Source organism: Sphingomonas sp. HMP9 (assembly GCF_013374115.1).
Classification (GTDB): domain Bacteria; phylum Pseudomonadota; class Alphaproteobacteria; order Sphingomonadales; family Sphingomonadaceae; genus Sphingomonas.
Genome location: NZ_AP022673.1, coordinates 3518099 through 3543682, shown reverse-complemented (window position 1 = coordinate 3543682; position 25584 = coordinate 3518099). Strand labels below are relative to the sequence as shown.

Below are 25584 nucleotides of genomic sequence, written 5' to 3'. Positions count from 1 at the left end.
CGGCTAAAAACAAGGATGGTGCCGGGCGCGAGCCCAAGCCATCCCGCATGCGCGAAGGGGATGAAGATGCCCCCATCCGCAAGTGCATCTTGTCGGGGGAGCGCGATGTTCGCCCGCATCTGGTGCGACTCGCGCTGGCCCCCGACGGCCAGATCCATCCCGACGTGCGCGCCAAGGCGCCTGGTCGCGGTGCGTGGATCGGGGTGACACGACTCGAACTCGAAGCCGCGATCAAGAAGGGCAAGCTCAAGGGCGCGCTCGCTCGGGCGTTCAAGACCGGCGAGTTTACCATCGCACCCGAACTCCCGGCGATGATCGAATCCGCGCTGGAGCGTAACGCGCTTGACCGGCTCGGGCTCGAATCGCGCTCGGGCACCGTGCTGATCGGGTCCGACCGGATCGAGCAGAACGCGCGCTCGGGCAAGCTGAAGGCACTGTATCACGCGTCCGACGCGGCCGAAGACGGCAACCGTAAGCTCGATCAGGCGTGGCGCATCGGCAACGATGTCGAGGGCTCGGGTCTACGGGGGTTGGCACTGCCTGCGTCGCGCACCATATTGGCGTTGGCGCTGGGGCGGGAAAATGTGGTACACATTGGTCTGACCGACCGCGCTGCAGCAAAGCGGGTGAGCGAAGCGCTCGACCGTTGGCTGCATTTTATCGGCCCCGAACCTTCTCCCGTGTCTTGCGAAACGGCCTCGCAGGGCGCATCGGCGTCCCAACAAAACGGGACGTCACCCATAACAGGGGCGTCCGGATCGACCGGACACAGCCCGGCCGTGGACATGACTGAGGAATTTGAGTGAGCGACACGGACAACGAGAAGCCGAAACTTGGCATGCGCGCACCTTTGGGTGTGAAGCGCACGGTCGAGACCGGCCAGGTGAAGCAGAGCTTCAGCCACGGCCGATCGAATACGGTGATCGTGGAAACCAAGCGCGCGCGCGTACTGCGCCGTCCGGGCGAGCCCGACGTGCAGGTCGCGGACGCCGCACCGGTTGCCGCGCCTACCCCGGTTGCGGCCCCCGCACCGGCCCCGCAGGCGCGCGCGCCGCAGCCTGCGCCCGCTCCCGTGCGTCAGCAGGCGCCGAGCAATCTGTCGCCGCAGGAGCGTCAGGCAAAGCTCCTCCGCGAGGCGGAAGAGCAGCGCATGAACACGCTGGAGGAAGGGCGTCGTCGCCAGGAGGCCGAGCGTAGCAAGGCCGCCGAGGACGAGCGCAACCGCGTCGCCGATCGCGCGCGTGCCGAGGCGGAAGCCAAGGCGCCGAAGCCGGTCGAGGCGCCCGCTCCTGCACCTGCACCTGTGGTCGAAGCGGCGCCCGCTCCGGTCGCGGCACCGACGCCTGCGCCAGTGCCGGCCGAAGCCCCCGTTGCAGCGGCTCTTGCCCCCGCTCCGGTTCCAGCGGCACCCACACCTGCACCGAAGCCCACGCCGGCTCCGGTAGCGGCTACCCCGGCACCCGCGCCAAAGCCTGCGCCGGCCCCTGTTGCGCCGCCGGCACCGTCGCCCGTTCTCGAACTGACCCGCGATCCGGCGTTCCCGGCCCCGCGCCGGTTCTCGCCGGTGGCGCGTCCAGAGCGTCCTCCGCCGCCGCCAAAGCCTGTCGCAGCACCCGCTGCCGCGGCACCCGCGACGACGGGCAACGCTGGCACGACCGCCGCGCGTCCCGGCGCGACCGGGGCGAACGCTCCCGCTGGTGGCGTCCGTCGCGACGCCGTTCCGGCGCGTCCGCAGCAGCGTGACCGCAAGGGCGACGATCGTCGCACCTCGGGCAAGCTCACCGTCAACCGCGCGCTCGGCGATGGTGATGGCGCACGCGCCCGCTCGCTCGCCGCATTGAAGCGTGCGCGCGAGAAGGAGCGTCGTGGCACCGGTGGTCCGCGCGAGGCGCAAGCCAAGCAGATCCGCGACGTGGTCGTCCCGGAGGCAATTACCGTCCAGGAACTCGCCATTCGTATGGCTGAGAAGGGTGCCGACCTCGTCAAGGCGTTGTTCAAGATGGGCATGCCCGTCACGATGACGCAGACGATCGACCAGGATACCGCCGAGCTGCTCGTCACCGAATTCGGTCACAACCTGACTCGCGTCAGCGATGTCGATCAGGATCTGGCCAACGACACGATCGATGATGCCGAGGAGACGCTGCTTCCGCGTGCCCCGGTCGTCACGATCATGGGTCACGTCGATCACGGCAAGACGTCGCTGCTCGATGCCCTGCGCGGTACCGACGTGGTGCGCGGCGAAGCGGGTGGCATCACCCAGCATATCGGCGCGTATCAGGTCACGCTGAAGGACAAGTCGAAGATCACCTTCCTCGACACGCCGGGCCATGAGGCGTTCACGCAGATGCGTGCGCGTGGCGCGGACGTCACCGACATCGTCATCCTGGTGGTAGCGGCGGACGACGGCCTGATGCCGCAGACAGTGGAGGCGATCGCCCACACCAAGGCGGCAGGCGTCCCGATGATCGTCGCGATCAACAAGATCGACAAGGAAGGCGCCAATGCCCAGAAGGTGCGCGAGCGCCTGCTGAGCGAGGAGATCGTCGTCGAGGACATGGGCGGCGACGTCCAGGACGTCGAAGTCTCCGCGACCAAGAAAATCGGTCTCGACGCGCTGATCGAGAAGATCCAGCTCCAGGCCGAACTGCTCGAACTGCGCGCCAATCCGGATCGCGCCGCCGAGGGTACGGTGATCGAAGCCAAGCTCGACAAGGGCCGTGGCCCGGTCGCGACGATCCTCGTCAACCGCGGTACGCTGCGGGTCGGCGACATCTTCGTGGTCGGCGGCGAGAGCGGCAAGGTCCGTGCGCTGGTCGACGACAAGGGCAAGCAGATCAAGGAAGCGGGTCCGGCAATGCCGGTCGAGGTTCTTGGCCTGTCGGGTGTCCCATCGGCGGGCGATCCGTTCCAGGTGGTCGAGAACGAGGCACGGGCTCGCGAAGTTGCGGAATATCGTCGCAGCGTGAAGACCGACAAGCGGACCGCGTCGACTCCTGCCAGCCTCGAGTCGATGTTCTCGGCGCTGAAGGAAAAGCAGGCGATCGAATATCCGCTGGTCGTGAAGGCGGATACGCAGGGTACCGTCGAGGCGATCGTCGGGGCGATCAACAAGATCTCCACCGACCTGATCAAGGCGCGCGTGCTGAACTCGGGCGTCGGTGGCATCACCGAGTCGGACGTCACGCTGGCGGCGGCATCGGGTGCACCGATCATCGGCTTCAACGTTCGCCCGAATGCCAAGGCGCGCGAGATCGCCGAGCGCCAGAAGGTCGCGTTCAAATATTACGACGTGATCTACGACCTGATCGACGAGATCCGGGCGGGGATGGCCGGCGAGCTCGGGCCGGAAGCGTTCGAGACGGTCGTCGGTCGTGCCGATATCCGCGAGGTCTTCTCGGCGGGCAAGCACGGCAAGGCGGCGGGTCTGCTCGTCACCGAAGGCAATATCCGCAAGGCGCTCAAGGCGCGCATCACGCGCAACGACGTCATCATCTACCAGGGCGAAATCGCATCGCTGCGTCGCTTCAAGGATGATGTCGCCGAAGTCCGCGCCGGGCTGGAATGTGGTGTGACGTTCACGTCGAACTTCGTCGACATCAAGGCCGGCGACGTCCTCGAGACGTTCGAAGTCGAGATGCGCGAACGCACGCTTTGATGACGTAGAGCCCTCTCCTCCTCGGAGGAGAGGGTCGGGTGAGGGGCAGTACCGGGCGATAGCGTTCGCAGCCTCCCCTCACCCCCACCCTCTCCCCGGAGGGGCGAGGGAGTGAGAAGAATGAAAGCCGATACCCCAGAAGTAAAAGTCGTCCGCAGCTTGCGGGTCGGCGAACAGGCGCGTCACGCGCTGTCGGACATCCTCGCACGCGGCGACGTCCACGATCCGGTGCTCGAAAAGCACCTCGTCACGATCACCGAGGTCCGGATGTCCCCGGATCTGCGCCACGCCACCGTCTTCGTGAAACCGCTTCTCGGCAAGGACGAGGAAAAGGTGCTGAAGGCGCTGCGGACCAACACCGCCTATCTCCAGCGCGAAGTCGCGAACCGGGTACAGATGCGCTACGCGGCGAAACTCAAGTTTCTGGCGGACGAGAGCTTCGACGAAGGCACGCACATCGACACGCTGCTGCGCGATCCGCATATCGCGCGAGATTTGAGCGAAGATTGATCGCGCGCGCGAGACCTTTGCGGCTCGTGCCCTTCCTGTTTCGTTCAAGGCGGACCGACCGCCCCCCCCGTTCGTGCTGAGTAGAGACCGAGTAGCTTCGCAGAAGCGTATCGAAGGCTCGTATCGAAGCACAGTTTCCGCCCGCCAACCCATCCTTCGATACGCCGCTTCGACAAGCTCAGCAGCTACTCAGGACGAACGGGTGGTGGGGTGCCGAGCCTTGGACAACGAGTTCAGAAATTCCGGGGTTTAGCGCGTACCGGCTCTAGACATCCCCCTACGTTCCCGCTCTTTGCTCTCATGGCCAAGCTGTATTTCTACTACGCGTCGATGAACGCGGGGAAGTCGACGAACCTGCTCCAGGCGGACTTCAACTATCGCGAGCGGGGGATGCGGACGATGCTGTTCACCGCGGCGATCGACGATCGGTTCGCGGCGGGGACGATCACCTCGCGGATCGGGCTGGAGGCTCCCGCGATCGCGTTCGATGCGGGGACTGATATCGGCGCGTGCGTCGCCCGGCAGCACGCCGCGGACGCGATCTCCTGCGTGCTGGTGGACGAGGCGCAGTTCCTGACGCCCGCACAGATCGACCAACTCGCTCATGTCTGCGACGTCGTCGGGATCCCCGTGCTGGCATACGGATTGCGCACCGATTTCCAGGGGGCGTTGTTCCCCGGATCGGCACGGTTGCTGGCGCTGGCGGACTCGCTGGTCGAGATCAAGTCGGTCTGCATGTGCGGGCGCAAGGCCACGATGAACCTGCGCGTGGATGGCAATGGCCGCGCGATCGCCGAGGGACAGCAGACCGAAATCGGCGGCAACGACCGCTATGTCGCGCTATGCCGACGCCATTTCACGGAGGCTTTGGGCTAACTCCCTGCCCTTTCCGCTACCCACTTCGCCGTCATCCTGACGAAAGTCAGGATCCAGGGTACCGAACACCGTCGCTCATGGCTCTGGATCCTGACTTTCGTCAGGATGACGGAGAAGGAGGGGTGCGCGCCTGCCTTACCTAGAACTCAAGGACCCCGAACATGCATGGCTGGATCATTCTCGACAAGCCGCTGGGGCTCGGCTCGACCCAAGGCGTGTCCGCGGTGAAGCGCGCGTTGCGCCAGGGCGGCTATGGCAAGTTCAAGGTCGGCCATGGCGGCACGCTCGATCCTCTCGCGACCGGCGTGCTGCCGATCGCGGTCGGCGAGGCGACCAAGCTTGCCGGGCGGATGCTGGACAGCGACAAGATCTATGACTTCACGGTGATGTTCGGGGTGCAGACCGATACGCTCGATGGGGAGGGCGTGCCGATCGCGAGGTCGGACGTGCGGCCGACCTTGGCGGCGGTCGAGGCGGTGTTGGGGCGGTTTACCGGACCGATCTCGCAGGTGCCGCCGGCCTATTCGGCGCTGAAGGTGGATGGGGAGCGGGCTTATGATCTGGCGCGGGCCGGGCATGAGGTGGTTCTGGCTAGTCGGGATGTAACGATTCACAGCCTAAGATCCTCCCCGGCAGTGGAAGGGGGACCAGCGCAGCTGGTGGAGGGGGGCTTCCGCGAGCGGAACGATTCTGGCGCCCCCCCCTCCCCCCCCGCCCAAGCGGACGGCGGTCCCCCTCCCGGTTCCGGGGAGGAATTGCAGGACGTCACGCTAACCGCGCATGTCTCGAAGGGCACCTATATCCGCAGCCTCGCGCGCGACATCGCGTTGGCGCTCGGAACGGTCGGCCACGTCACCATGCTACGCCGCATCAAGGCGGGCCCCTTCGACCTGTCCGCCGCGATATCGCTGGACAAACTGGACGAACTCGCTAAGGCCTCCGCGCTTGAAGATGTACTTCTGCCCTTGAGGGTGGCGCTGGACGACATCCCGGCTCTCTCCCTCACCCCCGACCAGGCAGGGGCGCTCCGACAGGGGCGCATCTTGGCCGGGATCGCCGCAGACGATGGCCAATACTTCGCCGAACTGGACGCTGTCCCGGTCGCGCTGGTCGAGGTCGAGGACGGAGACGTCCGGGTCGTTCGCGGTTTCAATCTATGATGTCGTAGGACGAATTTCATGACGATTACCGCAGAACGCAAGACCGAGCTCGTCAAGGAGCATTCGCGCGCCGAGGGCGATACCGGTTCGCCGGAAGTCCAGGTCTCGATCCTGACCGAGCGCATCAAGAACCTGACCGAGCATTTCAAGACCCACAAGAAGGACAACCACTCGCGTCGTGGCCTTCTCATGATGGTCAACAAGCGCCGGACGCTGCTGGATTATCTCCGTCACAAGGACGGCCAGCGCTACCTGGATCTGATCGCGAAGCTCGGTCTTCGCAAGTAATCTCAAGGGGCGGCCGAAAGGTCGCCCCTTTTGGCATTCCGGCAGAACTATTCTACACTGGCGGCGCGCGCGACACGCAGCGTACCCCAACGGGACCCCGGCCTTCTCCGGGGAGGAATTAAGGGAAAGGCAATTCGGCCGATCCCTTTGGGAGCGACAACTCGCTCCATACCGCCGCGGGCCGGCTTAGCCCGCACATAGGCCCCAAACGCATCTGGCGTTTGGAGTGAAGGAAAAAGAATGTTCGATACCAAGACCGTAAGCGCCCAGTGGGGCGGCAAGACGCTGACGCTCGAGACCGGCCGTGTGGCCCGTCAGGCCAATGGCGCCGTGCTCGCGACCCTCGGCGAAACCGTCGTTCTGTGCGCCGTGACGGCTGCACGGACCGTCAAGGAAGGGCAGGATTTCTTCCCGCTCACCGTCCATTACCAAGAGAAGTTCTCCGCGAGCGGCCGCATCCCCGGCGGCTTCTTCAAGCGTGAGCGTGGCGCGACCGAGAAGGAGACGCTGACCAGCCGTCTCATCGATCGCCCGATCCGTCCCCTCTTCCCCGAGGGTTTCTACAACGAGATCAACGTGATCTGCCAGGTTCTGTCGTATGACGGCGAGAACGAGCCGGACGTCCTCGCGATGGTCGCGGCGTCGGCGGCGCTGACGATCTCGGGCGTGCCGTTCATGGGCCCGATCGGCGCGGCGCGCGTCGGTTATGTCGATGGCGCGTACATCCTCAACCCGACGCTGGAAGAAGCGAAGACGGGCGATCTCGACCTCGTCGTCGCCGCCACCGGCAACGCCGTGATGATGGTCGAATCGGAAGCCAAGGAGCTCTCGGAAGAGATCATGCTCGGCGCCGTGCAGTTCGCCCACAAAGCGTGCCGCGAAGCCGCTAACCTGATCATCGATCTGGCCGAGATGGCCGCCAAGGATCCGTGGGAAATGGCCGAGCAGGCCGACCTGTCGGCCGCCAAGGACAAGCTGAAGAAGCTGATCGGCAAGGACATTGCGGCTGCCTACAAGGTGACCGACAAGTCGAAGCGCTCGGACCTGCTGAATGCCGCTCGTGCGAAGGGCAAGACCGCATTTGCGGACGCGTCGCCGCAGGACCAGATGGCTGCCGGCAAGCTGATGAAGAAGCTGGAGGCGGAGATCGTCCGCGGCGCCATCCTCAAGGACGGCACCCGCATCGACGGTCGTACCACCACGCAGATCCGTCCGATCGAGGCCATGGTCCACTTCCTCCCGCGTACGCACGGCTCTGCGCTGTTCACGCGCGGCGAGACGCAGTCGATCTGCACCACCACGCTCGGCACGCGCGACGCCGAGCAGATGATCGACAGCCTCAACGGGCTCTCGTACGAAAACTTCATGCTGCACTACAACTTCCCCCCCTACTCGGTCGGTGAAGTCGGTCGCTTCGGTGCGCCGGGTCGTCGCGAAGTCGGCCACGGCAAGCTCGCCTGGCGCGCGCTGCACCCGGTGCTGCCGTCGAAGGAGGAGTTCCCGTACACGATCCGCGTTCTCTCGGACATCACCGAGAGCAACGGCTCGTCGTCGATGGCGACGGTCTGCGGCGGTTCGCTGAGCATGATGGATGCGGGCGTTCCGCTGAAGCGTCCGGTGTCGGGCATCGCGATGGGCCTGATCCTCGAGGGCAAGAACTTCGCGGTTCTGTCGGACATCCTCGGCGACGAGGATCACCTCGGCGACATGGACTTCAAGGTTGCTGGCACGTCCGAGGGCATCACCACGATGCAGATGGACATCAAGATCGCCGGCATCACCGAAGAGATCATGGGCAAGGCGCTGGCACAGGCCAAGGAAGGCCGCGCGCACATCCTGGGAGAAATGGCCAAGGCGCTCGATCACACGCGTGAGGAGCTGTCGGCACACGCACCGCGTATCGAGACCTTCACGATCGAGAAGTCGAAGATCCGTGAAGTCATCGGCACCGGCGGCAAGGTGATCCGCGAGATCGTCGCGCAGACCGGCGCCAAGGTCGACATCGACGACGAGGGCGTGATCAAGGTCTCGTCGTCCGATCCCGCGCAGATCGAAGCTGCGATCAAGTGGATCAAGGGCCTCGTCGAGGAAGCCGAAGTCGGCAAGGTCTATGACGGCAAGGTCGTCAACCTGGTCGATTTCGGGGCGTTCGTGAACTTCATGGGTGGCAAGGACGGTCTCGTCCATGTGTCCGAAATCAAGAACGAGCGCGTCGAGAAGGTCAGCGATGCGCTGAGCGAGGGCCAGGAGGTCAAGGTCAAGGTCCTCGAGATCGACCCGCGCGGCAAGGTTCGCCTGTCGATGCGCGTCGTCGACCAGACGACCGGCGAAGAGCTGGAGGACACGCGTCCTGCCCGCGAGCCGCGCGAAGGCGGCGATCGTGGTCCGCGTCCGCCGCGTCGTGATGGCGATGGTGGCCGTGATGGCGGCGGCGGCGGCGGTCGTGGTCCGCGCGGCGAAGGCGGCGGCGGTGACCGTGGCTCGCGTGGCCCACGTCGTGACGGCGACGGCGGTCGCGATGCCGGCGGTAACGGCGGTGGCCGTGGCCCGCGTCGTGACGGCGGTGGCAGCGGCGGCGGCGAGCGTGCTGCACGTTCGGACGGCGACAAGGCTCCCGAGTTCGCTCCGGCATTCCTGACGGGCGATCGCGACTAAGCCTTTGCCACGTAATGGCAATTGATGGAGGGGCTCGGGAAACCGGGCCCCTTTCTCATGCCAGCCTTGAACTAACCCGTTCTTAAGGTCGAATATGACTTATGTTGGAACGGAGCGGCATTCCGGATGTTCGAACCGGTATGAACACCATTTCGAAGTCTGTTATCCTCGTCGTCGATGACGATGCCCTGGTCCGGGTCCATTCCAACCTCGCGCTGGAGGATGCCGGCTATGAAGTCGTCGAAGCCAGCAACGCAGCCGATGCCTTGGCAAAGCTCGAAGAGCGGCCCGATATCGCTGCCCTGTTCACCGATGTGCGCATGCCCGGAGCTCTAAACGGCATCGACTTGGCCAATGCAGTGCACGCGCAACGCCCCGATATCGCGGTCCTCGTCACGTCGGGAACCGATGACGGCACCACAGATGCGCTACCCAAGGCCGCCCGGTTTGTGCGGAAACCCTATACCGGCGCACAATTGAGCAAGCTTTTACAGCCTTAAGCAACTGTTCGAATAACGATTACCTTAGGATGTGATGCCTGTTAGTCTCTGCAACCCTCCATCATCCTAAGTATTGCTGCCTTAAGATATTCGGCCTATCGTACGGTTATTGAACATCGACTGGCGGGGGCGATCAGATGGCATCGGTGAACGTTACACGGCCGGCGCAGTGGAATATGGTAGCGAGCGAACGCCGCTTCTTCTTTGGCATGGCCATAGCGATAGCCGTCACGGTCATCTTTGGTTTCACGCTGAATGCCGCGCGGATGAATTGGACGTTTTTCGAATTGCCCCCGCACGTGCATTTGCATGCCGCCGCCTTCTTTGCCTGGATCATGCTCTACGTCGTTCAGAACTGGGTGATCGTCCGGGGATCAATCACCCGGCACCGGCAACTGGGCGTGCTGGGCGCCGCTATCGCAGTGTCGATGGTCGTGCTGGGCATCGTTACTACCGTTGCAGCGGTCCAGCAGCACCGCGTTCCGCCGTTCTTTCCACCGGGCATTTTCCTGGCGCTCGATGTGCTGGGTGTAATCGGCTTCGGCATCCTGACCGCTTGGGCGATTGCGCTGCGAAAACAGGCCGCCTGGCATAAGCGCTTGATGCTGTGCGGGACGATCCTGGTCATGTCGCCGGCGCTCGGACGGATCCTGCCGATGCCCCTGCTGGGCAAGTTCGCGCCGCTCGCGGTGTTCGCGTCGATGGCAGTGTATGTCATCGCAGGGATGATCTTCGACCTGCGCCTCCACGGGAAGATACATCCCGCCTATTTTTGGGGTGGCGGAGTACTGGCCGTGACCAACGTTCTGGTCGGTCCGCTGGGCTTCAGCCCGCCCGTACAGCGGCTGGTCGAGCGCCTTGCCGCGTGACTGGGACCGCATAGCTGGGACCGCATACCTTAGACCCCGTCGCCGGAAACATGTAGCGGGATAGTGGGGAGCTTCTGTTGCTCGGTGCCCCCCGTACCGCCGGTTTCCACTTCTGTTGCCCGGTGTGGCCCGAACCGCGCTTTCGTCCGTATAACTTAGGTCGTTAGACCGTCAGTTATGCGGCAATTGCGAGTGCTTCGTTATCGTTGGCACTTGTGTATGGGCCGTTGCGGTGGTCCCATTCCGAGCGAAACATAGCGTCGTTGAACACACGTCGATCCTAGTTCGACCCCGTCATCGTCCCCCTCTTGCGAAGAGGGCGGTGGTGGAGTCGCCGGGTACTGCCCCCGGGTCCGCTGTGTCTATGACACGCCACGGTTTATCGCCATAGCCGCCAAGAGAAGATTCCCCCGACGGCATGACCGATATAGGGGAGCCGCAACGCGATGAAAAGCCCGGCCGGCGCTCCTTTTTGTCCCGATCGCCAACATCATAGCACGCCGCGTGCCGAACCGCCTTCCGCTCGCCACAAAGCGCGTGCATAGCAGCCTGCATTATGTTGACGCAGCGCTCCCGCTACGCGCTCCGCGCGATGATCTTTCTTGGCGGTGCCCCCGTCGGTGGCCCGCCCATCCCGATGACGCGGATCGCCGCCGAGGCGAACGTGCCGCGCAAGTTTCTCGAGTTGATCCTCGCCGATCTACGCGAGTCCGGCCTGCTGCACAGCCATCGCGGCAAGATGGGCGGCTATCGCCTGTCGCGGCCAAGCCATCTCATTTCGCTCGGCGAGATCATCCGGATCATCGAGGGGCCGCTCGCGCTCGTCCCGTGCGTCAGCCGCACGGCCTACCGGCCCTGCCTCGACTGCAAGAGCGAGGCGGATTGCGCGATCCGCTATGCAATGATGCGCGTGCGCGACGAAACCGCGCGGATCCTGGATGGCACGAGCCTGGCGGACGCCAACGCCGAAGATCTCGTAGCGGCGTAGTCTTCCTTCTCCCCTGGGGGAGAAGGTGGCGCGGCAGCGTCGGATGAGGGGGTGTTGGGATCCCGCCCCGAGCCTCAGGCCCCTCATCCTTCCGTCGCCTAACGGCTCCTCCCTCCCTCTCCCCTGAGGGGAGAGGGACAAGGCGGTCACCCCCTAGCCTTCAGCTCGTCACGGATCTCGCGGAGCAGTGCGATCTCGACCGGCTCTGGTGCAGGCGCGACGGCGACTGCCTCCTCCTCGCGCTTCAACCGCGCCGTCTCGCGCTCGATCAGCGCCGCGGTGCGGTTCACCACGCGCAGGATCATGAAGATGATACCGGCAACGATGACGAAGTTGACCAGCTGCGTCGCGAACGCGCCATAGCCGAGCAGCGGCACCCCCGCCTTCTTGAGCGCGGCATAGTCGCTGAGCGAGCCCGCATAATTTGCCGGCACCGGCCCCATCCGCCAGAAATAGCTCGAGAAATCGAGCCCGCCAAAGACCTTGCCGATGATCGGCATCAGCACGTCGTCGGTGAGCGACGTGACGATCTTGCCGAACGCCGCACCGATGATCACCGCGATGGCGAGATCGAGCACGTTGCCGCGCATGATGAACGCCTTGAATTCCTTGAGCATGTTGCCCCCTTTGTTACCCGTCAAAGCTAACCGCCGATTTCGGTTTCGCCAACCCTGCCGACTGTCCTATGATGCTGATACAGGTATTCAGGAGAGCCCCGATGTCACGTGCCCCAATCGCCCGCGGTACCGCCGTAATCCTCCTCGCATCCGCGCTCGCCGGCTGCGGGATCAACAGCATTCCGACTGCCGAGGAAAATGCGAAGGCACGCTGGGCCGACGTCCAGAACGACTATCAGCGTCGCGCCGACCTGATCCCCAACCTCGTCGCCACGGTGAAGGCGGCGGGCGCGCAGGAGAAGGATATCCTTGTCCAAGTGACGCAGGCGCGCGCCGCGGCGAACTCGGTCCAGGTTTCGGCCGACGATCTCTCCGACCCCGCCAAGATGGCGCAGTATCAGCGCGTCCAGGGTGCCGTCGGCGTATCGCTCCAGCGCTTGCAGGAGGCCTATCCCGAGCTGAAGAGCCAGGGCAACTACACCACGCTGATGAGCCAGCTCGAGGGCACCGAGAACCGCATCACGATCGCGCGCCGCGACTATAACGGCGCGGTGCAGGCGTATAACACCAAGATCCGCACCTTCCCCGACGCGGTCGGTGCGAAGATCTTCTACGGTGCCAAGCCGATGGTGCCGTTCGCGGCGACCACGCCCGGTGCCGAGACGGCTCCGACGGTGAACTTCGGCAACGCGAGCTGATTCCGGGGTCTGCGCGATGATCCGCCACCTCGCCACGCTGGTGTTCGCGGTACTGCTGGGAAGCAGTGCCGCGACCGCGCAGACCTTTCCGAAGTTCACCGGGTTCGTCGTCGATAGCGCGAACGTGATCCCGCCCGATCAGGAAGCCGCGCTGACCAGGCGGCTCGACGACCTGCAAAAGGCGACGGGCAACCAGTTGGTGGTCGCGACCGTGCCCGATCTCGAAGGGTATCCGATCGAGGATTACGGCAATCGACTGCTCCGGAGCTGGGGCGTCGGGCTGAAGGACGCGAACAACGGCGCGATCCTGCTGGTGGCACCGAACGACCGGAAAGTGCGGATCGAGGTCGGCTACGGGCTCGAGCCGGTGCTGACCGACGCATTCTCGAGCGTCGTCATCAACCAGCAGATCCTGCCGCGCTTCAAGGCAGGCGATATTTCCGGCGGCATCGTCGCAGGAACCAATGCGGTCGCGGACCAGCTCGCGCTCCCCGACGCGGAGGCGCGCGCCAAGGTGACGACCGCAGCCGCCGAATATGACAAGACGCATCGGCGTTCGACGTCGGGCGGCGGCGGCGTGCCAATCGGGCTGATCTTCTTCGGCATCGTGCTGGCGGCGATCGTCATTCCGATGCTGTCCCGCAAAGCCGGCGGCAAAAACTATGTCGACGGCGGCAGCCGGAGCGGCGGCAGCGGCGCGTTGCCGATCGTGTTGTGGAGCGTCGCCGATGCGATGATGCGCGGCGGTGGTGGCGGCGGGGGCGGCAGCTCCGGCGGTGGCGATAGCGGCGGTTGGGGCGGCGGTGGTTTCGGTGGCGGCGGCGGGGGATCCGGCGGTGGCGGCGGCGCATCGGGGAGTTGGTGACATGCGGTTGAGCGATACCGATCACGACCGCGTCACTGCGGCCGTGACGCAGGCGGAGACCGCGACGACCGGCGAGATCGTCACGATCGTCGCGCAGGCGTCCGATTCCTATCACGATGTATCGCTGCACTGGGCTGTGCTCGGGATGCTGCTGACGCTGGCGTTGCTCGCGTTCTGGCCGGTCGCGGCGGACCACATCTACGCGCTGGTCGATCCTTGGGCGCAGGCACCGCAAGGCGCGCTGTACGTGATCGCGCTGGTGCTCGTGACGTTGGTGTTTCTGGCGATACGGCTGGTGCTGGCCTGGGCGCCCGCGCGGCTCGCGCTGACACCCGGCGCGACCAAGGCACGGCGCGTGCGCCGTCGCGCGCTGCTGCTGTTCCGCGCGGGTGCCGAGAAGCGGACCAAAAGCGCGACCGGCGTGCTGCTGTATCTCTCGCTTGCCGAACGCCGGGCGGAGATCATCGCCGACGAGGCGATCCATTCGCGTGTGCCGAACGAGACCTGGGGGGCGGCGATGGCGGCGGTCCTGACCGGCGTCCGCGACGATCGCCCCGCCGACGGCATGGCCGACGCGGTCGCGCAGATCGGCACGGTGCTCGCCGAGCATTTCCCGCGTCGCGGTACCCCCATCAACGAACTTCCCGACAGGCTGATCGAACTATGAGCACGACCGCATGGGCCGGCAAATACATTACTGTCCAGACCGAGGGCACGTGGGAATTCGTCGCGCGCCAAGGCCAGATCGCAGCGGCGGTGATCGTCGCGATCGATGACGGCGACGTGATCCTGGTGGAGCAGTTCCGCGTTCCGTTGGGGCGCGCCTGTCTCGAACTGCCGGCGGGCCTGGTCGGTGACGAATCCGCGGGAGAGAGCGTCGCGGTCGCCGCAGGGCGCGAACTCGAAGAGGAGACCGGCTACCGCGCGGACGCGATCGAGGATCTGGGGGTGTTCTATTCCTCGCCGGGAATGACGTCCGAATGCTTCACGCTGGTGCGCGCGACCGGGCTGACCAGGATCGGCGATGGCGGCGGCGACAGCGACGAGAACATCACCGTCCACCGGGTTCCGCTGGCGGACGTGCCCGCGTTCGTCGCGGCGAAGCGCAAGGCCGGCGTGGCGATCGACACCAAGATGCTGCTGATCCTGGCAGGGTCGATTCTCTAGTTTCGCCCCGTGCCGTCATCCTGGGCTTGACCCAGGATCCAGAGCCACGAGCGCGAACGTTCTTGGCTCTGGATCCCAGCTTTCGCTGGGATGACGAGATGACGGGAGATGGGGGCTTACGGCAGGAGGACGGTCGCACCCTGCGCGCGGCCGCTTACTTGAAGTTGTCCGCGTAGCTCTGCAGCTTCAGCGTCTTCTGCGGCGCGGGCACGACGGTGTACCCGAACCCTTCGCGCTCGCAGTGCGCGATCGCCGCCTCCGCGGTCGGGAACAGCAACCGCAGCTGGTCGCGCGTGTCACCGCTGCCGGCCCAGCCGGTCAGCGGGTCGGGGCGCTTGGGCTCCGAGGGTTCGAATTCGAGCTGCCAGGCGTCGGTCCGGTGTTTGCCGGACTGCATGGCGTTCTTGGGGCGCTGGAAGATACGGGCGGTAGGCATGGATGCTCCCTTATCGCGAACCGGCGGTCCTTGCATCCGCCTTTTTCGTGCGCAGCGTGGCGGAGGCCGCGGCGGGGTCGTCGGGCCAGGGATGCTTGGGGTAGCGCCCGCGCATTTCCTTCGCCACCGCGGTCCAGCTGCCCGCCCAGAATCCCGGCAGGTCGCGGGTGGTCTGGATCGGTCGGCCGGCGGGGGATGTGAGGCTCAGCACCAGCGGCACGCGGGCCTCGCCGATCACCGGGTGGACGGCCAGCCCGAACAGGGCTTGTACGCGCAGCTCGACACGCGGGCCGCCCTCGGCCGCGTAATCGATCATGTGCGTGCTGCCGGCGGGGCTGGTGAAATCGGGTGGCGCCAGGCGGTTGATCGTCTGCACCGCGTCCCAGCCGAGGAGGTTGCGCAGCGCCTCGGCGAGCGCGCCGGGCGCGATCGCGTCGAGACGGCGTTTTCCGACCAGCAGCGAGGCGAGCCATTCGTCGATGCGATCGTGCAGCATGGCGTCGTCGAGCGGCACGCCGGCATAGGCGGCACGGTCGCGCAGCGCCTGCGCGCCGTCGCTCCATGGCAGCAGGCCGAGGCCATGTTCGCGGACGCCGGCGAGCAGCGCGGCGAGGATCGCGTCGGGATCGGCGCCGCTGTCGGGGCCGCTCGACAGGCGGATCGCGCCGAGCCGGCGTTCGCGGAGCGCCTGGATGCCACCGGTCGTGGAATCGAACGCGACGGTACGGCGGAACTCGATGCGGTCGACGAACAGCGTTTCGACGGTGCCCTGATCGATCGCGACGGCCGAGAGAATGCGCGCGCCCGCCGCCGAGCCCTGCGTGTCGGCCACCGCGAGCCACTCCGACCGCGCGAGTGGCGAGGTCGGGTCGAGTTTGAAGCCGCGCCCGCCGACCGATGCCCAGGTTTCGCCGGACGCATCGCGGCGGCGCGCGACCCGGTCAGGAAAGCCGAGCGCGACGCAAACGTCTGCTCCCCTCCCGCCTGCGGGAGGGGTGGGGGGAGGGGCTGCCCCAGCAGCGCCGCGCCCCTGGTGTATGTCACGCCCTCCCCCGACCCCTCCCGCAAGCGGGAGGGGAGCGAGTTTCGCCCATCTCTCGGCCATGCCGCGCGCCGCCTGCGCCTTCGGCCCGCGTTCGGTCTTCCAGCGGCGAAGTCGGGTTTCGAGGTCGACGTCCTGGCCGCCGATCCCGCGCTCGCCGAGCAGGACCGCAACCTGCGCCGCGACCGGCGCCAGGCCGCGCTCCCCCGCCCGCAGCAGCATGTGCGCCAGTCTCGGCGGCATCGGCAGCTTCGCGATCGCGCGGCCGTGCGGCGTCGGGCGGCCGTCTTCGATCGCCTCCAGCGTCGTCAGTCGCGTCATCGCCTCGTCGATCGCCGCGGCGGGCGGTGGATCGATCCAGCGCAGGTCACGCGGATCGCCGACGCCCCACAGCGCGCAGGCGAGCACCAGCGCGGAGAGGTCCGCCTCCAGGATTTCGGGCGGATCGTAGCGCGGCAGGCCGGCGGTCGCCGCCTCTTCCCACAGGCGATACGCGATGCCCGGCCCAAGGCGCGCCGCGCGGCCGGCGCGTTGCGTGACCGCCGCCTGGCTCGCGCGTTCGGTGACCAGCCGGGTCATCCCCGCCGCGCGATCATAGCGCGGACGCCGGGCGAGCCCTGAATCGACGACGATGCGGATTCCGTCGAGCGTCAGGCTGGTCTCGGCGATGCTGGTGGCAAGCACGACCTTGCGGCGCCCATCGGGTTCGGGAAGGATCGCCGCGCGTTGTGCTGCGGGGTCTAGGCTGCCGTGGAGTTCGTGCAGGACGATATCGTCGGGAAGGTTGGCGATCCGCTCGGCGGTCCGTTCGATCTCCGCGACGCCGGGAAGGAAGGCAAGCACGCCGCCCTCCGCTTCGCCGAGCGCGCGACGGATTGCGGCGGCCACCGAGTCCTCGATCCGCAATTCCGCCTGACGGCCGATGTGCCGCAGCGTCAGCGGATAGCTGCGCCCCTCGCTCTCGATAACCGGCGCGCCGTCCATCAGCGCGGCGAACCTTGCGCCGTCGAGTGTTGCGGACATCGCGACGATGCGCAGATCGGGACGGAACCCGGCCTGGACGTCGAGCGCGAGCGCGAGGCCGAAATCGCCGTCGAGACTGCGCTCATGGACTTCGTCGAACAGGACGGCGGAGACGCCCGCGAGTTCGGGATCGCTCTGGATCCGCGCGACGAAGATACCCTCGGTGATCACCGTCACGCGGGTCGCGGCGGAGCGCTTGCTGTCCATGCGCGTGGCGTAGCCGAAGGTGCCGCCGACGGGCTCGCCTGCGATCGAGGCCATGCGTTCGGCGGCGGCGCGCGCGGCGAGCCGGCGGGGGGAAAGGAGCAGGATTTCGCCGGTGCACCAGGGTTCGGCAAGGAGCGCGGGCGCGACCGCGGTGGTCTTGCCGGCGCCGGGCGGCGCGACCAGAACGGCCGATTGGCGTTCGCGCAGCGTTGCGAGGAGGTCGGGGAGTACGGCGAGGATCGGCAGTGGCGGCGGGGTCATTGCTGCCTGCTGCCACAGCCGCAGGGTTGGCGACAGGTTTTGTCGCGGCACGAGCGCGTCGATCCGCGCCAGACGCGAAGGTAACGACTTTGCAATCCTCCCCCGCCAGGGGGAGGTGGCACCGAAGGTGACGGAGGGGGCGGACACGCAACGACGGCCATCCCTTTCCTCCCCCTCCGTCTGGCAAGCACCAGCCACCTCCCCCTGACGGGGGAGGATCGTCGGGCACGGAGGTCGATGGCCTAACCTGGCCCCTCAATCTATCCTGAAACCTCACCTCACCGGCGAGAATAGCACCACCCCGGCGGAGGCCGGGGTCCAGTTGGGAAACGTTGCTGACGACGGTTGCGGTCCGTTACTGGAACCTCTCCAACTGGGCCCCGGCCTCCGCCGGGGTGGTGCACCTTCTCTCATAGCTAGGTACCGCGAAACCCCGGGGTAACGGTTCGCGTGCGTAACTCGCCCCGCCCGCCATCGCACCGAAGGCTGGCAAGCGCGTCCGAACCTGCTAGACGCTGCGCCAGTAATCATGGCGTCCGATCCCTCCCCCAACTCGACGACGGCGACAGGCCGCACCTCCGACCGGCTGCGCGGTCGGGTCGCGCGCGCCTGGGCGAGCCGCTGGACCAAGGCCGCGCTCGTGCTGGTCGTGCTCGGCATCGTCGCGATCTTCGCGTTCTGGTTCGCGGTCATGCGCGACCTACCGTCGGTGGATACGCTGCGCACCTACGAGCCACCGCTGCCGACCAACGTCCGCGGGATCGATGGCACGCCGATCCACAGCTACGCGCGCGAACGCCGCGTCGAGCTCAGCTATGCCGAATATCCGCCGCTGCTGGTCAAGGCGTTCCTCGCCGCCGAGGACAAGTCGTTCTTCGAGCATCACGGCGTCGACTATCCCGGTCTCGCCGGCGCAGTGTACGACTATGCCATCAAGCTCGGCACCGGCAAGCGCGCCAAGGGCGGCTCGACGATCACGCAGCAGGTCGCCAAGAACCTGCTCATCGGCAACGCCTATTCGCCGTCGCGGAAACTGCGCGAGGCGGTGCTGGCGTACAAGATCGAGGATACGCTCACCAAGGAACAGATCCTCGAGCTGTACCTCAACCAGATCGCGCTCGGTCGCAACGCGTTCGGCGTCGAGGCGGCTAGCCATGCGTATTTCGACAAGGAGCTCGACCAGCTCGATCTCGCGCAGATGGCGTATCTTGCGATCCTGCCCAAGGGGCCGTCAAACTACGATCCGGTGCGCAACACCGAGCGCGCGATGATCCGGCGCAACTACGTGCTGAACCGGATGCTCGACAACGGCTTCATCACGCGCGCGCAGCATGATCAGGCGAATGCCGAGCCGCTCGGCGCGGTGATGCGGCGAACGCCCAAGTTCGAGAGCGTCGGCGGTTATTTCGTCGAGGAAGTCCGCCGCCAGCTGATGGCGAAGTTCGGCGAGAACGCGAAGGACGGCCCGTACAGCGTCTATTCGGGCGGCCTGTGGGTGCGCACCTCGTTCGACAACCGGTTGCAGGAGCTGGCGCAGCAAGCGCTTCGTGATGGCCTGGTTCGCTTCGACAGCGGCCGCGGCTGGAACGGGCCGATCCGCCATGTCGAGATCGAGGACGACAACTGGCTCCAGCCGTTGCTCAACAGCAATATCGCGCTCGACTACCGCGACTGGGTCGCAGCGATCGTGACGGGCAAGGACGGCAACGCCTGGAGCCTGGGCTTCCGCACCGGCAAGACCGGCACGCTGCCGCGCTATGCCGCGCAGATGCCGGTGCGCGGCGAGGGCGGCAACGCGTTCGGTGCGATCAAGACCGGCGACATCATCGCGGTGGCGCCCGACGGCGGCAATTTCTCGCTGCGCGCGATCCCCAAGGTATCGGGCGCGTTCGTCGTCGAGGAGCCCGCATCGGGCCGCGTGCTGGCGATGCAGGGCGGGTTCGACGACCGGTTGCAGGCGTTCAACCGCGCGACTCAGGCGATGCGGCAGCCGGGCTCGACGATCAAGCCGATCGTCTATTCCGCCGCGCTCGACAACGGCATGACGCCCGCGTCGATCATCGTCGACGGGCCGTTCTGCGTCTATCAGGGCGCGCGGCTTGGGCAGAAATGCTTCCGCAACTTCGGCAATTCGCGCGGCGCGGGGCCGCACACGATGCGCTGGGGCATCGAACAGTCGCGCAACCTGATGACGGTGCGGACCGCCGCGCAGACCGGCATGCCCAAGGTCGTCGCCACCATCAAGAAGATGGGCGTCGGCGATTACGCGCCGTATCTCGCCTTCGCGCTGGGTGCCGGCGAGACGACCGTCGGGCGGATGGTCAACGCGTATTCGATCCTCGCGAACAACGGCAAGGGCGGACCGCCGTCGCTGATCGACTTCGTCCAGGATCGCCACGGCAAGGTGATCTGGCCGGAGAACTGGCGCGCCTGTGATCGCTGCAACGCGCCCGACTGGGACGGCAAGCCCATGCCGCGCCCGGTCGCGCGCCAGCGCCAGGTGCTCGACGCGATGACCGCCTATCAGATGGTCCACATCACCGAGGGCGTCGTCCAGCGCGGCACCGCGGTGACATTGCGCGATCTCGATCGGCCGATGTTCGGCAAGACCGGCACGAACAGCGGTCCGACCGACGTGTGGTTCATCGGCGGCACCCCGCAATTCGTCGGCGGACTGTATATCGGCTACGACACGCCGCGGAACCTGGGGGGCGCGGCGCAGGGTGGGACGCTCGCCGCACCGATCTTCAAGCAGTTCGCGGTGAAGGCGTATGACGGGCTGGAGAAGCTGCCGTTCCGCGCGCCCGCCGGGATCCGCATGGTGCGGATCGATCGCGGCAGCGGCCGTCCGGTCTATGGCACATGGCCGGACACCAGCGACCCCAAGGCCGGCGTGATCTGGGAAGCGTTCAAGCCCGAGAGCGAGCCGCGACGCGCCGCTCGACACTCCGATGCGGCCCCGACCGCGTCGCCGACCACCACCGCGGTGAAGAAGGCCGAAGCACCGCGCGACAGCGATTTCTTGCAAAGACAAGGCGGAATCTACTAGCGCCCTTATATAGACGTCATCGCACATCAATCCGTCATCCCAGCGAAAGCCGGGATCTCGTGGTAAGGGAGGACACTCCTCGCCGCAGGAGATGCCAGCATCCGCTGGCATGACGAAGACCGGAGAATACCCATGCGCGCCGAAGCGCAGGCTCACGTAGACACCATCAACGACGCGCTGGCCTTGCTGCGCCGCTTCCTCGACTGGGACCGCGCGCTGCGTCGTCTCGACGAGTTGAACGCGCGCGTCGAGGATCAGGCGCTCTGGTCCGATCCCAAGGCCGCGCAGGAGGTGATGCGCGAGCGTCGTCGTCTCGACGAGGCGATCAGCGCGACTCGCGCGATCCAGAGCGAGCTCAGCGACACCGCCGAATTGATCGAGATGGCCGAGGCCGAGGGTGACACCGCGATGGAGGCGGACGGCGTCGCCGCGCTCGCCGAACTCGCCGCGCGTGCCGACAAGGACAAGATCAAGGCGCTGCTGGCGGGCGAGGCCGACGCCAACGACACCTATATCGAGGTGAACGCCGGCGCCGGCGGCACCGAGAGCCAGGACTGGGCGGGGATGCTCAGCCGGATGTATTCGCGCTGGGGCGAACGTCACGGGCTGAAGGTCGAGCTGGTCGACCAGCATTCGGGCGAGCAGGCCGGGATCAAGTCCGCCACGCTGCTGCTGAAGGGCGAGAACGCGTACGGCTATGCCAAGACCGAGAGCGGCGTCCACCGCCTCGTCCGGATCAGCCCCTACGACTCGGCCGCGCGCCGCCACACCTCGTTCGCCAGCGTCTGGGTCTATCCGGTCGTCGACGACAATATCGAGGTCGAATATAACGAGAGCGACCTGCGCATCGACACGTACCGTGCGTCGGGTGCGGGCGGGCAGCACATCAACACGACCGATTCGGCGGTGCGCATCACGCACATCCCGACCGGCATCGTCGTCCAGTGTCAGAACCAGCGATCGCAGCACAAGAACAAGGCCGAGGCCTATAACCAGCTCCGCGCGCGTCTGTACGAGCGCGAACTGGCCATCCGCGAAACCGCGGCCAATGCCGAGAACGCTGGCAAGACCGACATCGGCTGGGGCCACCAGATCCGCAGCTACGTGCTCCAGCCGTACCAGATGGTGAAGGACCTGCGCACCGGCGTCGTCTCGACCAGCCCGTCGGACGTGCTCGACGGCGATCTCGAAATGTTCATGGCGGCGGCGCTGTCGCAGCGCGTGACCGGCGAGGCCGTCGAAGTGGAGGACGTCGATTGACGCTCAAGGGTGCCCTTGCCCTGATGCTGTCGCCCGTGTTCCTGCTTGCAGCGTGCGACGGTAGCAAGCCGCTGATCAAGCGCGAGCCGAAGGCGCCGGTATTTCCTGCCGCCGACCGTCCGGTCGCGTCGATCGTCTCGACGCGCTGGTCGAACGAGGAAGCGCGCGACCGGCTGAACGAGGCTGGCGAGGTCATGAACAAGAGCGCGATCCGCAAGGGCATGACGGTCGCGGACATCGGCGCGGGCGAGGGCTATTACACGATCCGTCTCGCGGCGCGGGTCGGCAAGGACGGGCGCGTGCTGGCGGAGGACATCATCCCGGCCGTCCGCGATCAGCTGGCGGAACGCGTCGCGCGCGAGGATCTGGCAAACGTCAGCGTGAAGCTGGGCGAGGCGAACGATCCGAAGCTGCCCGCGGCGAGTTTCGACCGGGTGCTGATGGTGCACATGTATCACGAGATCGAGCAGCCCTACGAGTTCCTGTGGCGGCTGCGGCCGTCGTTGAAGCCCGACGGGCTGGTGGTGGTGGTCGACGCGAACCGCCCGACGCAGAACCACGGGACGCCGCCTGCGTTGCTCAAGTGCGAGTTCGCGGCGGTGGGGTATACGCAGGTCGACATGGACGAGATGCCGTCGGCCGGTGGCTATCTGGCGACGTTCCGCGCGACTGGGCCTCGGCCGGCGCCGGAGGCGATCCGGGCGTGCCGGCTGGGGTAAGCGAAGTAAGCACCGCCACCCCGGCGGAGGCCGGGGCCCAATTGGTAAGGCGGATATAACGGCGCTAATCGCTCAGTTGGCCACGTCTCCCAATTGGGCCCCGGCCTCCGCCGGGGTGGTACCGGGGGTTGGCAGGCGCGCCTAAACCACGCCCATCGTGCGCAAACTCGTCACCCGGTCGCCCGCGATCACCAGATGATCCACCAGCACCACCTCCAGCGTCCGCAACCCCGCCGCCAGCGCGCGCGTGAACGCCAGATCGCGCGCGCTCGGCGTCGCATCCCCGCTCGGATGATTGTGCGCCATCACCACCCCGACCGCATCGAACGCCAGCGCATCGACCGCGATCGTCCGGATCGAGATCGCCACATGGTCCCTCCCCCCGACGACGTGCCGCATCCCGAGAAGCCTCCGATTCGGATCAAGATACGCCACCGCCACCATCTCGACGCAGGGCTCACCCAACCCCGCGAACAGCACGCATGCGGTGGCAAGGTCGGCGACAGGGCGCAAAGGCTCGGGCAACGGCAACACATACCCCCCTGCTTCCCGACACCGACGACCGCACGCACAACTACATCCGCTTGAGCCCGCCCGCGCACCCGACTACGCACGCACGATGCGCCAATATCTAGACCTCATGGACCGCGTGCTCTCGACCGGCGTCGAGACGATGGACCGCACCGGCACCGGCACGCTCAGCGTCTTCGGCGCGCAGATGCGCTTCGATCTCGCGGCGGGCTTCCCCGCCCTCACCACGAAGAAGCTCCACCTCCGCTCGATCATCGTCGAGCTTTTGTGGTTCCTGCGTGGCGACACCAACGTCCGCTGGCTGCAGGAGCGCAAGGTCGCGATCTGGGACGAGTGGGCGGACGAGGCCGGTGATCTCGGCCCGGTCTACGGCAAGCAGTGGCGCGACTGGGCCACCGCCGACGGCCGCCATATCGACCAGATCGCCGAGCTGATCGGCCAGATCAAGACCAACCCCGCCTCGCGCCGCCAGATCGTCAGCGCGTGGAATCCGGGCGACCTGCACGCGATGGCGCTCGCGCCCTGCCACTGCCTGTTCCAGACGCATGTCGCGAACGGCAAGCTCTCGCTCCAGCTCTACCAGCGCTCGGGCGACATCTTCCTCGGCGTGCCGTTCAACATCGCCAGCTATGCGCTGCTCACGCACATCCTCGCGCAGCAATGCGGGCTCGAGGTCGGCGAGTTCATCTGGACCGGCGGCGACTGCCACCTCTATTCGAACCATCTCGAACAGGCACGGCTGCAACTGGGCCGCGACCCCGGCCCGCTCCCGCGACTCGAGATCGTGCGCAAGCCGGACTCGATCGATGCGTACGAATACGAGGATTTCGTGCTCCACGATTACGTCGCGCAACCGCACATCAAGGCGCCAGTCGCGGTCTGAACACAGAGAGCGACCCCGCGGCAGCGCCACGCGACCGAATCGCAATAGGAACTCGCAGCGTTACCCCCGGTTGACCGTCCGAACCTATTCGGAAGGCCTATCATGGACATCACCCAGCTCATCCTCGACGAACACGCGCAGCAGCGCGCGCTGTTCGCGCAGATCGATTCGATCGACGCGAAGGACACCGAGGCGCTGTCGGCGCTGTGGACTCGCCTCAAGAACCTGCTCGACGCGCATGCCGAGGCCGAGGAGCGCTTCTTCTACCCGCGCCTCATGAAGATCGGCACCGGCGGCAACGACGCCGACTCGGCCGCCGAGGAGACCGAGGACGCGATCGAGGATCACAACGACATCCGCGAGACCGGCGAAGCGGTCGACACGCACCCGGTCGGCTCGGACGCGTGGTTCGAGGCGGTCGGCGAATGCAACAAGGCAAACAGCGATCACCTCGCCGAGGAAGAGCGCCAGGGCCTGACCGACTTCCGCAAGCATGCGACGCTCGAAGAGCGGCATGAGCTCGGCGTCCGGTTCGCGGCGTTCGAGGCGAACCACCTGAACGGGGTGAAGGTCGTCGAGAAGGATCCCGAGGCGTACGTCAAGGAACACGCGCCGGGTTGAGGGGGCTGGTTAACTACCACCCCGGCGAAGGCCGGGGTCCAGTTGGAAAGGTCGGCGTAACGAAACGCAGTCCTTCGTTGGCGACGTTTCCCAACTGGACCCCGGCCTCCGCCGGGGTGGTGGTATGGGTTGGGTGTGCGCCGCGATTGTTGTAGTAGCCCCCCACCCCCCAATCCGGCATGATGCGCGAATGATCACCTTCTACCTCGCTCGCGCCAGCAACGGCGTCATCGGCCGCGACGGCCAGCTTCCGTGGCGCATCCCCGCCGACCTCAAGCGCTTCAAGGCTCTGACCATGGGCAAGCCGATGGTGATGGGGCGCAAAACGTTCGAGAGCTTCCCGAGCCCGCTCCCCGGCCGCCGCCACATCGTCCTCACGCGCGGCCACTGGCACGCGGATGGCGCGGAAGTGGCACACTCGATCGACGAGGCGCTCGCAATGGCGGGCGACGACGTCGCGGTGATCGGCGGCGCGCAGATTTATGCGCAGCTGCTCCCCCATGCGGACCGGATCGAACTGACCGAAGTTCACGACGAACCTGAAGGCGATGCCATCGTCCCCGCGTTTGAGGGCTGGCACGAGATCGCGCGCGAAGACCATCCAGGCGAAAAGCAACGGCCCGCCTATAGCTTCGTCACCCTCACCCGACGTTGAACTGTTCTCCCGCGAAGGCGGGAGAACAAGAGGCCCGGGGAACAAG

General features: G+C 66.4%; 24 protein-coding genes and 1 other RNA gene. 20 read left to right on the top strand and 5 right to left on the bottom strand.

The features are described from left to right. Nucleotides 1-47: 47 nt before the first annotated feature. The 9 genes from HMP09_RS15965 to HMP09_RS15925 all read left to right on the top strand — a co-directional run bounded on the left by HMP09_RS15965 (nt 48) and on the right by HMP09_RS15925 (nt 10516). Entirely contained in the window at nt 48-806 is a 759-nt protein-coding gene (locus HMP09_RS15965; RefSeq protein ID WP_176501831.1) for a DUF448 domain-containing protein, read from the top strand. Continuing rightward, nucleotides 803-3658, top strand: coding sequence for a translation initiation factor IF-2 (gene infB, locus HMP09_RS15960; RefSeq protein WP_176501174.1), 2856 nt, complete (start codon nt 803-805; stop codon nt 3656-3658). The genes HMP09_RS15965 and infB overlap by 4 nt, the downstream gene beginning before the upstream one ends. 120 nt (nt 3659-3778) lie before the next feature. After that, nucleotides 3779-4168, top strand: coding sequence for a 30S ribosome-binding factor RbfA (gene rbfA, locus HMP09_RS15955; protein WP_176501173.1), 390 nt, complete (start codon nt 3779-3781; stop codon nt 4166-4168). Nucleotides 4169-4468: 300 nt separating this feature from the next. Further along, entirely contained in the window at nt 4469-5044 is a 576-nt protein-coding gene (locus HMP09_RS15950; protein ID WP_176501172.1) for a thymidine kinase, read from the top strand. 161 nt (nt 5045-5205) lie between these two features. Then, nucleotides 5206-6204 (top strand): tRNA pseudouridine(55) synthase TruB, encoded by a 999-nt coding sequence (gene truB / locus HMP09_RS15945; protein WP_176501171.1) that lies wholly within the window; start codon nt 5206-5208, stop codon nt 6202-6204. 18 nt (nt 6205-6222) lie between these two features. Then, nucleotides 6223-6492: a 30S ribosomal protein S15 gene (rpsO, locus tag HMP09_RS15940; RefSeq protein WP_128454121.1), complete on the top strand. Its 270-nt coding sequence runs from the start codon at nt 6223-6225 to the stop codon at nt 6490-6492. A 240-nt stretch (nt 6493-6732) separates the two neighbouring features. Next, nucleotides 6733-9147, top strand: a complete 2415-nt coding sequence (gene pnp, locus HMP09_RS15935; RefSeq protein WP_176501170.1) for a polyribonucleotide nucleotidyltransferase — start codon at nt 6733-6735, stop codon at nt 9145-9147. A gap of 140 nt (nt 9148-9287) precedes the next feature. After that, the gene (locus HMP09_RS15930) at nt 9288-9647 is read left to right on the top strand and encodes a response regulator (protein ID WP_176501169.1); all 360 of its coding nucleotides are present in this window, start codon (nt 9288-9290) and stop codon (nt 9645-9647) included. A gap of 137 nt (nt 9648-9784) precedes the next feature. Beyond that, entirely contained in the window at nt 9785-10516 is a 732-nt protein-coding gene (locus HMP09_RS15925; protein ID WP_176501168.1) for a hypothetical protein, read from the top strand. A 101-nt stretch (nt 10517-10617) separates the two neighbouring features. Here the strand turns inward: HMP09_RS15925 and ssrA are convergent. Then, nucleotides 10618-10973, bottom strand: a transfer-messenger RNA (tmRNA) gene (gene ssrA, locus HMP09_RS15920). A 99-nt stretch (nt 10974-11072) separates the two neighbouring features. Between ssrA and HMP09_RS15915 the strand changes: the two genes are divergently transcribed. Beyond that, complete coding sequence (locus tag HMP09_RS15915) at nt 11073-11504, top strand: RrF2 family transcriptional regulator (RefSeq protein WP_176501167.1); 432 nt, start codon at nt 11073-11075, stop codon at nt 11502-11504. 146 nt (nt 11505-11650) lie between these two features. On the opposite strand, the gene mscL is transcribed toward HMP09_RS15915, so the two are convergent. Next, nucleotides 11651-12121 (bottom strand): large conductance mechanosensitive channel protein MscL, encoded by a 471-nt coding sequence (mscL, locus tag HMP09_RS15910; protein ID WP_176501166.1) that lies wholly within the window; start codon nt 12119-12121, stop codon nt 11651-11653. A 101-nt stretch (nt 12122-12222) separates the two neighbouring features. On the opposite strand from mscL, the gene HMP09_RS15905 reads away from it, so the two are divergent. From HMP09_RS15905 to HMP09_RS15890, 4 genes are read left to right on the top strand one after another with little or no spacing between them, the layout of a single operon-like run. Then, nucleotides 12223-12819, top strand: a complete 597-nt coding sequence (locus tag HMP09_RS15905; RefSeq protein WP_176501165.1) for a LemA family protein — start codon at nt 12223-12225, stop codon at nt 12817-12819. 16 nt (nt 12820-12835) lie between these two features. After that, the gene (locus tag HMP09_RS15900; RefSeq protein ID WP_176501164.1) at nt 12836-13684 is read left to right on the top strand and encodes a TPM domain-containing protein; all 849 of its coding nucleotides are present in this window, start codon (nt 12836-12838) and stop codon (nt 13682-13684) included. Between the two features lies 1 nt (nt 13685). Beyond that, a complete protein-coding gene (locus HMP09_RS15895; protein WP_176501163.1) occupies nt 13686-14351 on the top strand; it encodes a TPM domain-containing protein in 666 nt (221 codons plus the stop codon). Next, nucleotides 14348-14851 carry an NUDIX hydrolase gene (locus HMP09_RS15890; protein WP_176501162.1) on the top strand — a complete coding sequence of 168 codons (504 nt, stop codon included), beginning with the start codon at nt 14348-14350 and terminating at the stop codon, nt 14849-14851. Before HMP09_RS15895 ends, HMP09_RS15890 begins: the two co-directional genes overlap by 4 nt. Before the next feature lie 154 nt (nt 14852-15005). On the opposite strand, the gene HMP09_RS15885 is transcribed toward HMP09_RS15890, so the two are convergent. After that, nucleotides 15006-15287, bottom strand: coding sequence for an ETC complex I subunit (locus HMP09_RS15885; protein ID WP_056051595.1), 282 nt, complete (start codon nt 15285-15287; stop codon nt 15006-15008). A 10-nt stretch (nt 15288-15297) separates the two neighbouring features. After that, entirely contained in the window at nt 15298-17820 is a 2523-nt protein-coding gene (gene hrpB / locus HMP09_RS15880; protein ID WP_176501830.1) for an ATP-dependent helicase HrpB, read from the bottom strand. Between the two features lie 529 nt (nt 17821-18349). On the opposite strand from hrpB, the gene HMP09_RS15875 reads away from it, so the two are divergent. From HMP09_RS15875 to HMP09_RS15865, 3 genes are all read left to right on the top strand, one after another. After that, nucleotides 18350-20869 (top strand): penicillin-binding protein 1A, encoded by a 2520-nt coding sequence (locus HMP09_RS15875; RefSeq protein ID WP_176501161.1) that lies wholly within the window; start codon nt 18350-18352, stop codon nt 20867-20869. A 132-nt stretch (nt 20870-21001) separates the two neighbouring features. Beyond that, nucleotides 21002-22129 carry a peptide chain release factor 2 gene (gene prfB / locus HMP09_RS15870; RefSeq protein ID WP_176501160.1) on the top strand — a complete coding sequence of 376 codons (1128 nt, stop codon included), beginning with the start codon at nt 21002-21004 and terminating at the stop codon, nt 22127-22129. A gap of 23 nt (nt 22130-22152) precedes the next feature. After that, a complete protein-coding gene (locus HMP09_RS15865; RefSeq protein WP_176501829.1) occupies nt 22153-22848 on the top strand; it encodes a class I SAM-dependent methyltransferase in 696 nt (231 codons plus the stop codon). 141 nt (nt 22849-22989) lie between these two features. Here the strand turns inward: HMP09_RS15865 and HMP09_RS15860 are convergent, their stop codons facing one another. Continuing rightward, nucleotides 22990-23247, bottom strand: a complete 258-nt coding sequence (locus HMP09_RS15860; protein WP_232090891.1) for a JAB domain-containing protein — start codon at nt 23245-23247, stop codon at nt 22990-22992. Between the two features lie 220 nt (nt 23248-23467). On the opposite strand from HMP09_RS15860, the gene HMP09_RS15855 reads away from it, so the two are divergent. The 3 genes from HMP09_RS15855 (at nt 23468) to HMP09_RS15845 (ending at nt 25538) form a co-directional block, all read left to right on the top strand. Next, nucleotides 23468-24262 carry a thymidylate synthase gene (locus HMP09_RS15855; protein ID WP_176501159.1) on the top strand — a complete coding sequence of 265 codons (795 nt, stop codon included), beginning with the start codon at nt 23468-23470 and terminating at the stop codon, nt 24260-24262. Nucleotides 24263-24364: 102 nt separating this feature from the next. Next, nucleotides 24365-24883, top strand: coding sequence for a hemerythrin domain-containing protein (locus tag HMP09_RS15850; protein WP_176501158.1), 519 nt, complete (start codon nt 24365-24367; stop codon nt 24881-24883). A gap of 190 nt (nt 24884-25073) precedes the next feature. Next, the gene (locus HMP09_RS15845) at nt 25074-25538 is read left to right on the top strand and encodes a dihydrofolate reductase (RefSeq protein WP_176501157.1); all 465 of its coding nucleotides are present in this window, start codon (nt 25074-25076) and stop codon (nt 25536-25538) included. Nucleotides 25539-25584: the final 46 nt, after the last annotated feature.